Below are 14,615 nucleotides of genomic sequence, written 5' to 3' on the forward strand. Positions count from 1 at the left end.
TGCCGCTACTATTGTGCCACTTGTAACGGCAGCTAATTTTAGCAGGAACGAATGGCCTTAAATGCTTTACAGCAAAGGAGTCTTTGAACGCCAGTTAAAAACCGTTTCCTTGTGTGCTGAGGCTAAGTTCACGGTAAGTTAATTTAGGAGGGCATGATTTTTTAATAAAACCTCTATCTTCATTTCCAAATATTAATTCCCTTACCCATGCAACAGAGTCATGCACTACAAGTGGCGCTTCAAGACCGCCCCAAAATTTTTAAAATCGTTGTGCTTTGTCTTTTCTCTCTTTCCGTTCTCACCGTTATCGTTTGCGCAGTTTATAGTTTGCGCAATGAAAAAACGCCGGTGAATCCAATTCATGGCGCAAAGCAACCTTTTTCTCAGCCCGTGTACACATCATTGCCCACGGCGAAACGATAATAAAAAAACGCTCTTGCAGAGCGCTTTTTTATTATGCCTGTTTTATAGTCCGGCATATGCCTTTGTGCAACAACCGGCCGGGGTGATTATTCTTTTATGATTGTTTTCTTCTGTATCACCCTGTCGGTTCCACCGCTTCCGCTTAACAGCGCTACAAGTAAAATCACAAACACAAGTCCGCCAATTACCCACAACCACGGAAAGCCGCCGCCTTTGACGTTTACATCCACATTGGTCGTTCCACCGTCCTGCGCAAAGGCCGCTGCATTAACCAACGCAGCCAGCACCAAAAAATAAATTCGTTTCATAGTGTGTTTTTTTCAAGAAGTGCAAAAGACCGTGCCAGAACAAAAAAGAGAGCAATTCATTTCCTCATTCTTCACCGCCAGTTTTTTTAAAACGGGACGAATATTACACAAAGCAATCTGAACAATACAGATCATTGGCTTAATTGAGCTTTAAGAACAGTCTGGTGCAAGATTTGTAATGATAGCGTAGGTTTTTCATAGGATATTGGATTTTACACGAGGCTGCATTTCAATGCGGCCTTTTTCTTTCAATAGCCTTTGTAAATAAAAATTTGCCACTGGACAATTGTTAGCGGCCGGAGCCTTAACCAACAAACTGCGGCAAATCTTTTTCAACAAAATGCCCGGGCAACGAAGGCGTCCCGGGCATTTGACCTTTATAAGGTGTGCTTCTTTTCTTAAAGATTCATTGTTGCCAACTGGACTTCTTTAAAAGGCAATTCCTTTTCCATAAAAGACAGTTTTGTCAATGTTTGAATCTCTTCTTGCTGGGTGAATCGCAACCGGGCGGCGATGCCAACGTAACCAAGGCTTTTTGCCGTTTGCGATACGGTTTCGTATTGCGCTATCTCCCACGCTTCTACTTTTTTTGCACCGGCAATGATAACGGCATCAACGTCATCGCCGGCATTGCTTATGGCTTGTTCGCCTTCTTCAAGAATAGCCTGCATATCTGCATTGATAACGCCTCCGGCTTCCGCATCAAAACTTTTGCAGATAAGGCGTAGCGCTTCTTTGTGCTGATCGGTTTCAGCGAGATGAAGGACCAGGTTCTTTCGCAAACCCAAACCTTTTGCCTTTGCCATCATCTTCGGGATGGCCTGCGTGAGTTGAAGTTCGGCGCTAAAAAGATGTTGTATTTGTTGAAGAAAGGATTGCACTGTATTCTTTTCGTCGAGCATGATAAACCATTTTAAAGAATGAAAGAATGACGTTCACAACAGGCATCAGACAAATGCCTCTTGCTCATTTCCTGTCTAATTCCGGCTTCAGCACCACCTTCACGCAATCGTCGGTTTTGTGCTTGAACATGTCGTAAGCTTCGGATGCCTGCGAAAGCGGAAGGCGATGCGTGATGATGTCGTCCAACACCACTTTTCCACTGCGCACCATTTCAAAACATTCGTCTATGTACACGTGTGTTTGCGCCTGACCAAATTGCATAATGAGGCCTTTGTCGAAAATGCGGTGAATGGGAAAATTATCGTAAGGACTTGCGTACACGCCCACCACGGAAACAATGCCGTTGCGGCGCACAGCCTCAGTACACATTTCAATGACCTTGCTCGTTCCTTTTTCGGCGTTGAAAACGGCTTTCAGTTTTTCGCCCACCGATCGGTTGGCTTCCATGCCCACGGCATCAATGGCCACGTCGGCGCCGCGGCCGTTTGTCATGGCGTAAATCTTTTCACGCAAATCATCCTCGCCGGCGTTAAGCGTATCTACCTTGTTTACCGTTCTTGCTTTTTCCAGGCGGTATTCCAACGGATCAACGGCAATTACCCGTTCGGCGCCATTGAGCCATGCTGCTTTTTGGGCCATCAATCCGACAGGGCCGCTGCCGAAAATCACCACCGTGTCTCCGGGTTTTACTTTGCCCCATTTTACGGCGCTCCAGCCGGTGGGAAAAATATCGGTAAGAAAAACAACTTGCTCATCGGATAAGCCATCCGGAATAATCTTCGGTCCTACATTGGCGTGTGGCACGCGAACATATTCGGCCTGACCGCCGTTGTAGCCGCCGTATAAATCGGTGTAGCCAAACATGCCACCGCCTTTGCCTTTCAGCAAATCGCCTTCGGGCCCGTAATGTTCGGGATTGGTGTGCTCGCAACTGGGGTGAAAGCCCTGCTGGCAAAAAAAGCATTGTCCGCAAGCGATGGTGAAAGGTACCACCACACGATCGCCTTTTTTCACCCGCGTTACCTCTGGTCCTACTTCTTCTACAATGCCCATGAACTCGTGCCCGAGAACCATGTCGCGGAGTTGCGGAACAAAGCCATCGTAAATGTGCAAGTCCGAACCGCAAATGGCCGTTGTGGTTACTTTTAAAACAATGTCGTCGGGCTTCTCAATCTTTGGATCGTCTACATTGTCCACGCTGATGTCGCCAATCTTGTGAAATACTGCTGCTTTCATGCTGTTGGTTTTTATAAAAATTAAGGATGAGCTTCTGAATGGAAAAAGCCCCGCAGTGCAGGGCTTTTCGCTTATTTGTTTTTGTCTTTGGGCTCTTGCATTTTCTTCATTTGATTGGCCACGGTACTTTCGGGCATTAGATTGCTCATGCCCACCATCATTTTGTTTTTAAAGCCGGAGATGACTTTGTCGTCGCCACTCATCAGGGCTTCGTAACCGTCTTTTGCCACTTGCACAGGATCGGACAATTTGCTGTCGAGAATTTTTGATTCCTGCATTTCGGCCTTGTTGAAAAAGTCCGTATCGGTAGCGCCGGGTTGCAGTGCCGTAACGGTAACGGCCGAATCTTTCAATTCGCTGACAAGCGCTTCGGTAAACGAAAGCACATAGGCTTTTGTGGCGTGATAAACCGCTTGGTAAGGCCCTGGCAATTGCGAAGCGATAGACGCAAGCTGTAGAATTTTTCCTTCGTTGCGGGCCACCATTTCTTTTAAGAAAAGATGCGTGAGCACCGTAAGCGAATTGATATTCAGATGAATGATATCGAGCAAACGGTGGATGTCGCTTTCCACAAAAAGACCGTATTGCCCTTGCCCGGCGTCGTTCACGAGTACGTCAACGGTCAGGTTCTTCGCCTTCACCTCATCGTATAATTCAAAAGCTGCGTTTTCACCGATTAAATCTTTTGCAACAGGCACAATGTTCACACCGTACTGCTGCGAAAACTCCTGCGCTTTTTGTTGCAGATCTTCCTGCGTACGGGCAACGATGATGAGGTTGTAACCGTCTTCGGCAAACAGTTTGGCCAGTTCGTAACCAATGCCACTGGTTGCACCGGTAATTAACGCATATCGGTTGGTTGTCGCTTCTGCCATAAAAGATTTTTTAAATAAATAGAAGTTCATCACGTCAATAAATACGCCAAGGGCCTCTTGGATGCTTTTGAGAAAAAAGCGGTGGCGGTGTTCAATAATTTACCCTTGTCTAAAGCGGATAAATAAACAAATACTAACAACCTGACACCTTATAGAAAAACTTGTGGAAAGCCGGGCAAAATCGCCAATAGTTTTTCACAGGCTGTTTTTAACCTCTGCAATCCGTCTTTTCCGGCAGGTGTGCATTAAGGGTTGGCTTGCCTTGTTACCGTTTTAATGTAGAGATGAATACGCAAGGGTTAGGATTTGTCTTATAAAAACCGGTACAAAAGCCGGTTTTGGCACCTGAAAAACCGGCATTCTGTTTTCACTCCATATATGGCTGCTTTTTCGGTAACCAAGCAAAAAGCAGCCGGGTAATAAACCATTCCCTCATTTACTAACTAATAAAATTTTGTTGTATGCAGAACAGTGAAAAAAGAGAAGAGCCAAAATCAAAACGCGGTTTTGCCGCCATGACGGCTGAACGTCAGCGTGAAATTGCCAGCCAAGGCGGCCGTGCTGCCCACGAGCAAGGAGTGGCGCACGAATGGAGCAAGGATGAAGCACGAGCGGCCGGCAAAAAGGGCGGTCAGGCATCGGGGTTTCGAAGAAGAATCAGCAGTCCAAGCCTGGATGTATTGTTGTAAGTTAAGTAGGATCTATTTTAAGTAAATGCTCCCTTTAAAGGGAGCATTTACTTTTACTTCGGTAAACCTTTTTTGCAACGAAATTTTCAGACCTTTTTTTCTGATTTGCAAATAGCACGTCATTTTGAAATGTGAATAAATTAGTCTTCTAAAATTGGGCTTCTCTTTTGCTGAATTCCCGCACGTTTATTCCTCTTACGATGATTGTTTTCAACAACCATCACACAATTACCTGATGACCTTCTACACTTTTAAACCGGAAAGCATTTCGGCATTTTGTTGGCAGAATAGGAAGTCATTGTTCACTTAAAAAATCTATCTATGGCAAACAGAAATGAAGGTGGGAACAAAGGCGGAAACTCCGAACGCGGTTTCGGAGCAATGGACAAAGAACAACAACGCGAGATTGCAAGCAAGGGCGGAAAAGCTTCACAGGAAAGAGGAGGCTCGGGACATGAGTTTACTTCAGAAGAAGCGAGAGAAGTCGGCAAAAAAGGCGGAGAATCATCTGGCGGCGGAAACCGCGGCGGTGGACGTTAAAATTAAACAAAAAGGCCGTCTTGATTTAAGACGGCCTTTTAAAACATTTGTAATGATCACTTGGCAGCACCGGCCATTACCACATCAGATGAAAGTACGGCTGCTTTGTCCAATTCGTATAATTTAAATTGAGAGATGGTAGCGTTGATTTTTCTTACCCACTTGCCTTTTGCGGTAGCATACTCGGCATGATTCATTTGGTCAAGCCACTCTTTAAAATCTACCGTGCCTTTGAGCTTGTCGTAAAACTTTTTCTTTTTCACCACCTGACAAAAGTGTTCGAAGCTTTCGTCATCGGTTTTGTATTCTTTGTAGGCGGACTTATAGCCCATCTTTTTGGTAGAGCTCCAGTTTGCTCCTTTGATGCCGAAGAAATTGTTCAGTGATTTGGCGATGGGACTACGGCCAGCATCGCTTTCCACCAAACTTACACCGAGAATAATACTGGCCGGAATACGATACCTCTCGGCTTTTTCAATTGCCAGGCCTTCGTATTTTTTGATGTACTTCTTCACCGTCTTCTGCGCTACAGTGATGGTGGTCATCAGCACAAAGCAAAACACCCCGGTAATTTTTTTTACTGCATTCATTGTGTAAAATTTTTAAGGGTTACGGAATAGAAAGAACCCGGCAAACTTAGCTTATGAACGCCAAAAGACCAACCCGGTGTCGTCCGGTAAGGCCCAGGCTGTGTTAAAAATGTGGAAACTACCCGTCAAACCGTAGTAGATTCTGCCCGCTATTCAAGCAAAATGTCCGCTGTGCCAAGCTGCGGCCGGTTTGCCAAAATAAAAAGGGCACTGTGGAAAACGAGTTTGGCAAATGCCTTTGCTAGTGTGGCAGAAATAACAAACCCGCCATTGGGTAGCGGGTTTGTTTATGAAAAAGAACTTTTTATCGGGTTTGTTTTTTGGACTTCCAGAAGTTGCCTGTTTTGCGCTTGTTGCCTTCGGGGCTACCCATGCGATCCATGGCACAACGGAAACCAATGGTGCTGCTCGATTGGTCTTCTTCCAAAAAGCGGCGTGTGCCGGGGCTAAGCCAGTAAGCACGGTCGTTCCAGCTACCGCCTTTGTACACTCTCGATTTATCCGACACCAGCGTGGTTTGACCGTAGCCGTATGTTGCGTTGGAAAGGCTGTCTCCGTCAAGGAAGTTGATTACGTTGCCTCTTTGATAGTTGCGGCGGTTGCGGCTTTCGGCATCCGTTACCTGGCGCATTTTCACGCGGCCCATGCTGTCTCTTTCGGCTTCACCCTGAGCATTTTTATCAATGGTCATGTAAACGTTACCGCGTACTGGTGCAACGTCATCGTTATTGCTGCCAAAGTCGAGGTTCGAAAGCGGACGATAAACGTCAAATACCCACTCGCTTACGTTGCCGGCCATGTTGTAAAGACCGAAACCGTTGGGGTAGAAAGCCGTTACTTCAGCGGTGTAGATGGCGCGGTCGTTCAGGCCACCAGCCACACCGGCGTTATCACCGGAACCTCTCTTAAAGTTGGCCATAAACTGACCTTGCCAGCTTCCGTGTTTCGTATCGCGAAGGCCGTTCACATTCACAGCCCAAGGATAAATTTGTTTATTGGATTGCAGTTCCTCACCGCGGTTGCCTTCTTTACGCGAAGGACGCGGATTTTGATTGATCAAACCGTAGGCAGCGTACTCCCACTCCGATTCAAAAGGCAGGCGGTAGTCGGGTTGCAACAGACCGTCTTCCATTGTAGCCGTTGCACGCGGACGACCATCGGCATCACGCAAAGGATTCTTTTTAGAATTCACGCCTTTACCTGGCTGCGGCGTGTACAAACCAAGCAGGTAAGATTTTGTGGTAAAATTATCTTCGGCCTGCTGGCTTTTGACGTTTTGTGAAGCAATCAGGCCCTTTTGCATCAGGATGCCTTCGTTCACACGGTCGCTTCTCCACAAACAAAAGTCGTGGGCCTGTCTCCAGCTTACCCCAACAACAGGATAGTTGTTAAAGCTCGGGTGACGGAAATAATATTCAACCAAAGGCTCGTTGTAGCTTAACTCGCTGCGCCAAACAAGGGTATCGGGCAAAGCAGCGGCCAATACTTTTTGGCCTTGCTCTTCATCAGGCGGAAAGATGCGGGTCAGCCAGTGAATGTACTCGCGGTAGTGCACGTTGGCTACCTCGGTACGGTCCATATAAAAAGAAGGCACAGTCACACGCTTGGGAATGTTGTCCCAATTACCCATCACGTCTTCGTCCGTTTGGCCCATGGTGTAAGTACCGCCCTGAACAAACACGAGTCCCGGGCCTGTAGCTTGCTCGGTCGCTTTCGACACCTGATAGCCGCCCTGGTTTTTGTCGTTGTAATTCCAGCCGGTAACGTCGGATTTTTGGTACTTGTTTTTGTGACAAGCAGTAAGCGCTGCGGAGAAGGATAAAAGGATTACCAGATTTTTTACTTGCATGGTTGCATATTTTGTTTTTCGAAAGGACACACGGGATTTGCGTGTACCTGTCCTTACAAACCTTTGGAAGTAACTTAAACGGCAGCGACGGCCAATTATTGTACCCTCACAAACAGTTTTTTCGGACGGTGTGCGAATATAGTTGCCTTGCGATAAAAGAACGAGTGAAAAATACGTTTTTTGTGTGTGAATTCTACTAAACCGCTCTGGCGGCCGTCGGGCCGGCTCCGGTACATTTTAGTTTTGGTGATGAGTTTTCAATTTGTAGCGGCACAGCGCGGTTACAAACCGGCTTCGGTTTTGGCCACCGGCACCTGGTACAAAATCAGCGCTCCGGCCGAAGGCGTTTATAAAATAGACGCAGCCTTTTTGAATTCTCTTGGCATCTCCGGCAGCATTCCTTCTGCACAAATCCGGCTCTTTGGACGCACCGGTGGCATGTTACCCGAATCAAACGCGGCATCCCGGATCGACGACCTGGAAGAAATTGCCGTCAGCGTGGAAGACGGCGGAGACGGGCAACTGAACGGAGGCGACTATATTTTGTTTTATTCTACCGGCCCTGACGAATGGAAGAAAGATTCGGTCAACAGGCGGTTTACTCACCGAAAAAATCTTTACACCGACAAGGCATTTTATTTCTTAACCATCGGCGGAACGGGCAAACGCATTGCAACGCAGACCTCTCCTCTCGCGGCATCAATAAACGTCACTTCTTTTGACGAACGTTTTTTTCACGAACTAGACACTGTAAATTTTTTATCCAGCGGAAAAGAATGGTACGGCGAAGAATTCTCGGCACTTCCCGGCCATAGCCTGAACCGGAGTTTTGTTTTACCGCTATCTGATATTTTGCCTGCGCCGGCCACGTTAATCACTGCAGCCGCCGCCCGTTCGGCAAACAACAGCAGCGGTTTTGCCGCTTCCGTAAACAATGTTTTGGTACAGCAATTTTCGGTGCCTCCCGTTACTACAGGAACGTATGATCGCTACGTACAGGAAACGCAAAAGGCCGACAACTTCATTCCAGCAGGAAGCAATCCTGCCGTCTATTATACCTATTCGCCGGGCAGTATAAATAGTCAGGGATGGCTAAATTGGTTCGAAGTTTTTTGCCGCAGAAGTTTGACGCTCCCTGCGGACAGGCAATTGACTTTTCGCGATTGGAACAGCGTAGGCAATTCGACCGTGCAGTTCAACCTCTCAGCCGACGCAGCGACACAGGTTTGGGATGTCACAAATCCATTACAGCCTGTAAAGATGCTTTCGGCAAATAACGGCGGCAAGGTTTCGTTCACGAACGATGCTTTGCAACTGCGGGAATACGCTGCTTTTTCGCAAACCTTTCTTTCTCCAAAGGCAGAGGGAAGAGCGGCCAACCAAAACCTGCACGCAACCGCGGCCACTGATTATTTCATCGTTGCACCGTCACAATTTTTATCGCAGGCGCAGCGGCTCGCTCAATTTCATCAACAACGCGACGGTCTGGTTTCGGTGATTGTTACACCGGAACAAATCTTCAACGAATTCTCTGCCGGCATTCCTGATCCAACGGCCATCCGCGATTTTGTAAAAATGTATTTTGACAAATACGCTTCTACCTGGAACCAAAAGCCGAAACACCTTTTGCTGTTTGGAAAAGCATCGTACGATTACAAAGACCGTTTTCCAAACAATACGGCCCTCGTTCCGGCTTACGAAAGCGTTTCTTCCATTGACCCGCTTTCTACTTATACGTCGGATGATTTTTTTGGCTTTTTGGAAGATGCCGAAGACATCAATTCAACCGCCGTTAATACACTCGACATTGGCATTGGCCGCATACCGGCAAAAACCGTTGAGGAAGCCAAAGCTTTTGTGGATAAACTCATGGACTATCATTCGCCGGCCGCTTTTGGTCCCTGGCAAAACAATCTTGATTTTATTGCCGACGACGAAGACCAGAATCTGCATTTGCAGGATGCGGAAACGTTGACAAGTACCGTAGGCCCAACGGCGCCGGTCTTCAACGAGCACAAAATTTATTTGGACGCTTTTCAGCAGGAAAGCGGCTCTGCTGGCGGACGTTACCCGCAAGCCAACGTGGCGGTGAACAGCGATATTTATAACGGAACGCTTCTTTGGAATTACAGCGGTCACGGTGGCCCGCAACGACTGGCCGAAGAAGTAATCCTTGACCAAAGCATTGTAAACACCTGGAACAATCAATACCGCCTGCCACTTTTCATAACAGCTACCTGCGATTTTGCGCCGTACGACAATCCTTATGCAAATTCATTGGGAGAAAATTTATTGCTCCGGCCCAAAACCGGCGCCATTGCCTTGATGACAACAACCAGAGTGGTGTTTGCTTTCAGCAACCGCATCTTAAATAACAATTACCTGAAAGTGGCCTTGCAAGCCGACGCCAGCGGTCGTTACAAGACATTGGGCGAAGCCGTGCAGTCGTCAAAAAATTTAACCTACACAAGCTCTGGCGACATCGTGAACAACCGCAAGTTTACATTGTTGGGAGATCCCGCCATGTCACTTGCATTCCCGGCCTTGAGAGTGCAGGCGACGACGTTAAACGGAAAAAATATTTTAACGCAGTCTGACACGTTAAGCGCTACCGAGTTTGTAAACGTGCAAGGTGAACTGCAAAACAACGGCGGCGCGTTACAAACGGACTTCAACGGAACAGTTTATCTCTCGCTTTTCGACAAGCCAAAAGTTGTTACCACGCTTGGCAACGATCCTACAAGCATCCCCGTTTCGTTTGTTGATCAAAGCAATGTTTTGTTCAAAGGCAAGGCAACGGCTGCGGCCGGAAAATTTTCCTTTCAGTTTCGCCTGCCAAAGGATATCAATTTTCAATACGGCGCGGGAAAAGTTAGTTTGTATGCGCAGGACGGAACGAAAAGCGGCAACGGTTATTCAACCTCTGTTGTCGTCGGCGGCATTGCGCAGGGAGGTTTTGCCGACAATCTTGGTCCGGAGATAAAAGCCTACCTGAATGACGACCGCTTTGTAAACGGCAGCATCACCAACACGGCGCCGGTTTTGCTTCTTAAATTGTTTGATTCATCGGGCATCAACACGGGCAGTTCCGGCATTGACCACGACATTGTAGCCACGCTTGACGGCAACAACAGTCAATACTTTGTACTCAACAATTTTTACGAAACCGACGTAAACAGCTATCAAAAAGGAACGGTGCGTTTTCAACTTCCGCAGCTTGCACCGGGACTGCACTCGTTAAAAATTAAAGCCTGGGACGCAATGAACAACTCGAGTGAAACGGTTTTAAATTTTACCGTTATCAACAACGAAGAATTAAGGCTTGAACATGTGTTGAATTATCCCAATCCCTTTACCACGCAAACATCTTTTTGGTTTGAACACAATTATCCCGGTATTGACCTCTTTGTCAAGGTGGATGTTTTTACCATAAGCGGAAAGCGAATAAAAACCCTTACCAAAACAATAAACACGGACGGGAACCGTTCCATTGAGTTGAATTGGGATGGCCGCGACGAGTGGGGAGAAAAAGTGGGGAAGGGCGTTTATCTCTATCATTTATTGGCAAAAGCACCCAACGGAAAAACGGCTGCAATATGGGAACGAATGGTTCTTCTTCAATAAAAACACGAACGAATTTTATTTCACAAACATCTAAATCTATCTATTTTCACACCATCTTAAAATTGAACTATGAGATCAACTGCTTTACGATTAACTACTGCTGCTACCCTATTCGTGGCCGGCGGGCTTTCCGCCGTGCACGCACAAACCGCACAACCGATAAACGTCGTAACAACGGCGGTTCCTTTTTTGCGCATTTCTCCTGATGCCCGCGCCGGCGGCATGGGTGATTTGGGCGTTGCCACCAGCCCCGATGCAAGTTCCTCTTACTACAATTTGGGCAAAGTGCCTTTCAACGAGTCCAATGCGGGCATTAACTTAACGTACACGCCCTGGCTAAAAAAGCTGGTGAACGATGTTTACCTTGCCTCCGCTTCGGGCTATTATAAGATGAACGAGAACGAAGCCATCTCCGCTTCGCTGCGTTACTTTAGTTTGGGGCAGATTCAATTCACCGATCAATACGGCAACCTTGAAGGCACGGGCCAGCCCCGCGAATTTGGCATTGACGTAGGTTATTCTCGCAAACTTTCACCCACTACCGGCATCGGTGTAGGATTGAAATACATCTACTCCAACCTTGCGTCTGGCGCCACATCGGCAGCCGGTACTTACAAGGCCGGAAGCACTGTAGCCGGCGACATTGGGTTTTACCACAACGGTCAAAACACGGTAGGACAAGGCTGGTCTTTTGGTGCTGCATTAACCAATTTGGGAGGCAAGATTGCCTACACAAACAACGCACAGGCGAAAGATTTTTTGCCGGCTAATTTGGGCATCGGTGCAACCTATACTGCCGTGATGGACGAAAGCAACAAAATCATGTTCGGCATTGATCTGAACAAGTTGCTCGTGCCTACACCGCCGCGCTTTCAAGACAACCCGAACGGCGATTCGGCCATTGACGCGCAAAACAATGCCGCTGCTGCCAACTATCGCAGCAAAAGCGTGGTAGGCAGTTGGTTCTCTTCTTTCGGCGACGCACCCGGCGGCTTTTCAGAAGAGATGAAAGAATTCCAGGTTTCTGCCGGTGCGGAGTATTGGTACCAAAACCAATTTGCGTTGCGCGGAGGTTATTTCTTTGAAGACAAAACAAAAGGCAACCGCCGTTATTTTACGGCCGGTGTGGGCATCAAGTACAACGTGTTTGGCTTGAACTTTTCTTACCTGATTCCAACGGGTTCTGGCAACAACCAAAACCCGCTGGCCAACACCTTGCGCTTCTCACTGGTGTTTGATTTGAGCGGCAACAACGGGGGAACAACCACAACCACCACGGGTCAATAAAAACAAAAAACAATTTTGAAAAGCGAGGCAACGTCCTCGCTTTTTTTATGTTCTTATATACTGTTTTGCATTGTTAGGTCTTCTGTGTTTACGAATTGGCCAATTCGCACATCTTCGCATCCGCTTTATATTTGTTTCAAACAGTTTTGCCATCACCCACTTAGCCTCCATACTGTCGCAACCCATTGAATACTTAAAAGGCGTTGGCCCGTTGCGGGCCGATTTATTAAAGAAAGAACTGGGCCTCTTTACTTACCAGGACCTGCTTTATCTTTTTCCTTACCGGCACATTGATAAGACTTCTATCACTAAAATTGAAGACCTTACAACGCTGACGGAATATGCGCAAGTACAAGGCCGCCTTTGGTATTTTGAAAACGCAGGCGGCGGAAGTGCCAAACGTCTCACCGCTTATTTAAAAGATGATACCGGCGTGATTGAACTAACCTGGTTCAAAGGCATGAACTGGGTGGAAAAAATGCTGAAGCAAGATGCGGTTTACAACGCCTTTGGCAAGATTGGTTTTTTCATGGACAAGCCGCAGATTGTCCACCCCGAAATAGAATTGGTAACTGACCCCAAAGCTGCGGTAAAAAGTTATCTCGAACCCATTTATCCCACTACCGAAAAATTAAGAGCCAAGGGCCTTGGCGGACGGCAAATCAGCAAGCTAACAGCGGCACTTTTTTCCTTGCTAAACGAAAGAGAACTGGAAGAAAACCTGCCGCATTATTTGCTGCAAAAATTAAAACTCGTTTCGCGGTACGAAGCCTTGCTGAATATCCATTTTCCTTCCTCGGCACAAGCTTACGAACAAGCCGTGCGGCGCTTAAAATTTGAAGAGCTTTTTATTGCGCAGCTTCGTTTGGCCATCGTTCGCATTGAGCGGCACAGAAAGTCGAAAGGCGTTGTGTTTTCAAAAGTTGGAGAATTGTTCAACGCCTTTTATCAAAACCATCTTCCCTTTCAATTAACCGGTGCGCAAAAACGGGTGCTGAAGGAAATTCGCACCGATACGGGTAGCGGTCATCAAATGAACCGCTTGTTGCAAGGCGATGTGGGCAGCGGCAAAACCATCGTGGCCTTGCTGGCCATGCTCATTGCCATTGACAACGGCTACCAATGTTGCATGATGGCGCCAACGGAAATTTTATCGCAGCAACATTACGCGACGATAAGCCGCCTGGCGGAAGGTCTTCCTTTGCAGGTAAAATTGCTCACCGGTTCTACGCCGGCAAAAAATCGCAGGGTAATTCAAAAAGGATTAACGGAAGGCTTGATTCAAATCGTCATCGGCACTCATGCCCTGATTGAAGAAACGGTGCAATTTAAAAACCTTGGGCTGGCAATTGTAGATGAGCAGCACCGCTTTGGCGTAGAGCAAAGAGCAAAGCTTTGGAAGAAATCATCACTGCCGCCGCACATTTTGGTAATGACGGCCACGCCCATTCCGCGAACCCTTGCCATGACGGCTTACGGCGATTTGGATTACAGCATTATGGACGAACTTCCACCCGGACGACAACCCATTACAACCGTTCATCGTTTTGATACGGCGAGACACAAAGTGTTGGAGTTTGTCAAATCAGAAATTGATGCCGGACGACAGGCTTACATTGTTTTTCCGTTGATAGAAGAAAGCGCCAAACTGGATTACGAAAACCTCATGAGCGGTTACGAAAACATTAAGGCTTTCTTTCCCGAACCCAAGTATTGGATTAGCATGGTGCATGGCCGCCAGCCCTGGGAATTGAAAGAAGCCAACATGCAACGCTTCAAGAACAAAGACACACAGATACTTGTTGGCACTACGGTGATTGAAGTGGGCGTGGACGTACCCAATGCCACGGTGATGGTAATAGAAAGTGCGGAGAAATTTGGACTGTCGCAACTGCATCAATTGCGCGGAAGAGTAGGCCGCGGTGCGGAGAAAAGCTATTGCATTTTAATTACGTCTACCGAGCTTGGAGCCGAAGCCCGTGAACGGATGAAGACAATGGTGCAAACAGCCAACGGCTTTGAAATTGCAGAAAAAGATTTGGAACTGCGCGGTCCCGGCGATATTGAAGGAACAAGGCAGAGTGGCGTGTTAAACTTTCGCATTGCCAGCATAGTCCATGACAAACCGATACTGGATGCGGCAAAAAAGATTGCCGAGGAAATGGTGGAGAACGATCCGGAGCTAACGAATCCTGAAAATAATCCGTTGAAACAGTACCTGCTGTCACTGAAAGGTAAAACGCCTTGGAGTAAAATTTCTTAACGAACGCTGACGCAATAATTCTCGCAAA

General features: G+C 47.2%; 12 protein-coding genes. 6 read left to right on the forward strand and 6 right to left on the reverse strand.

The features are described 5' to 3' along the window. The first annotated feature begins 207 nt into the window (after positions 1–207). Positions 208–423 (forward strand): hypothetical protein, encoded by a 216-nt coding sequence (locus FSB75_RS11230; protein WP_146787153.1) that lies wholly within the window; start codon positions 208–210, stop codon positions 421–423. 86 nt (positions 424–509) lie between these two features. Here FSB75_RS11230 and FSB75_RS11235 read toward each other — a convergent pair whose 3' ends face one another. The 4 genes from FSB75_RS11235 to FSB75_RS11250 all read right to left on the reverse strand — a co-directional run bounded on the left by FSB75_RS11235 (position 510) and on the right by FSB75_RS11250 (position 3,745). After that, complete coding sequence (locus FSB75_RS11235) at positions 510–731, reverse strand: hypothetical protein (protein WP_146787156.1); 222 nt, start codon at positions 729–731, stop codon at positions 510–512. Between the two features lie 398 nt (positions 732–1,129). Beyond that, positions 1,130–1,633: a DUF892 family protein gene (locus FSB75_RS11240; protein ID WP_146787158.1), complete on the reverse strand. Its 504-nt coding sequence runs from the start codon at positions 1,631–1,633 to the stop codon at positions 1,130–1,132. Between the two features lie 64 nt (positions 1,634–1,697). Continuing rightward, the gene (locus tag FSB75_RS11245; RefSeq protein ID WP_146787161.1) at positions 1,698–2,870 is read right to left on the reverse strand and encodes a zinc-dependent alcohol dehydrogenase; all 1,173 of its coding nucleotides are present in this window, start codon (positions 2,868–2,870) and stop codon (positions 1,698–1,700) included. A 71-nt stretch (positions 2,871–2,941) separates the two neighbouring features. Further along, the gene (locus FSB75_RS11250; RefSeq protein ID WP_146787164.1) at positions 2,942–3,745 is read right to left on the reverse strand and encodes an SDR family NAD(P)-dependent oxidoreductase; all 804 of its coding nucleotides are present in this window, start codon (positions 3,743–3,745) and stop codon (positions 2,942–2,944) included. Between the two features lie 461 nt (positions 3,746–4,206). Here FSB75_RS11250 and FSB75_RS11255 point away from each other — a divergent pair, with 461 nt between their 5' ends. Together FSB75_RS11255 and FSB75_RS11260 are read left to right on the forward strand one after the other, a co-directional pair. Next, positions 4,207–4,434: a KGG domain-containing protein gene (locus FSB75_RS11255; protein ID WP_146787167.1), complete on the forward strand. Its 228-nt coding sequence runs from the start codon at positions 4,207–4,209 to the stop codon at positions 4,432–4,434. 321 nt (positions 4,435–4,755) lie between these two features. Continuing rightward, entirely contained in the window at positions 4,756–4,974 is a 219-nt protein-coding gene (locus tag FSB75_RS11260) for a KGG domain-containing protein (protein WP_146787170.1), read from the forward strand. Between the two features lie 56 nt (positions 4,975–5,030). On the opposite strand, the gene FSB75_RS11265 is transcribed toward FSB75_RS11260, so the two are convergent. After that, on the reverse strand, positions 5,031–5,564 hold the full coding sequence (locus FSB75_RS11265; protein WP_146787173.1) for a glucosaminidase domain-containing protein: 534 nt from the start codon (positions 5,562–5,564) through the stop codon (positions 5,031–5,033). A gap of 304 nt (positions 5,565–5,868) precedes the next feature. After that, positions 5,869–7,413 carry an SUMF1/EgtB/PvdO family nonheme iron enzyme gene (locus tag FSB75_RS11270; protein WP_146787176.1) on the reverse strand — a complete coding sequence of 515 codons (1,545 nt, stop codon included), beginning with the start codon at positions 7,411–7,413 and terminating at the stop codon, positions 5,869–5,871. Positions 7,414–7,599: 186 nt separating this feature from the next. Here FSB75_RS11270 and porU point away from each other — a divergent pair, with 186 nt between their 5' ends. The 3 genes from porU to recG all read left to right on the forward strand — a co-directional run bounded on the left by porU (position 7,600) and on the right by recG (position 14,587). After that, positions 7,600–11,037: a type IX secretion system sortase PorU gene (gene porU, locus FSB75_RS11275; RefSeq protein WP_146787179.1), complete on the forward strand. Its 3,438-nt coding sequence runs from the start codon at positions 7,600–7,602 to the stop codon at positions 11,035–11,037. 69 nt (positions 11,038–11,106) lie between these two features. After that, positions 11,107–12,324: a type IX secretion system outer membrane channel protein PorV gene (gene porV / locus FSB75_RS11280; protein WP_146787182.1), complete on the forward strand. Its 1,218-nt coding sequence runs from the start codon at positions 11,107–11,109 to the stop codon at positions 12,322–12,324. A 70-nt stretch (positions 12,325–12,394) separates the two neighbouring features. After that, positions 12,395–14,587 carry an ATP-dependent DNA helicase RecG gene (gene recG / locus FSB75_RS11285; protein ID WP_262711926.1) on the forward strand — a complete coding sequence of 731 codons (2,193 nt, stop codon included), beginning with the start codon at positions 12,395–12,397 and terminating at the stop codon, positions 14,585–14,587. The last annotated feature ends 28 nt before the right edge of the window (positions 14,588–14,615 follow it).

It is taken from the genome of Flavisolibacter ginsenosidimutans, from assembly GCF_007970805.1.
GTDB lineage: Bacteria > Bacteroidota > Bacteroidia > Chitinophagales > Chitinophagaceae > Flavisolibacter > Flavisolibacter ginsenosidimutans.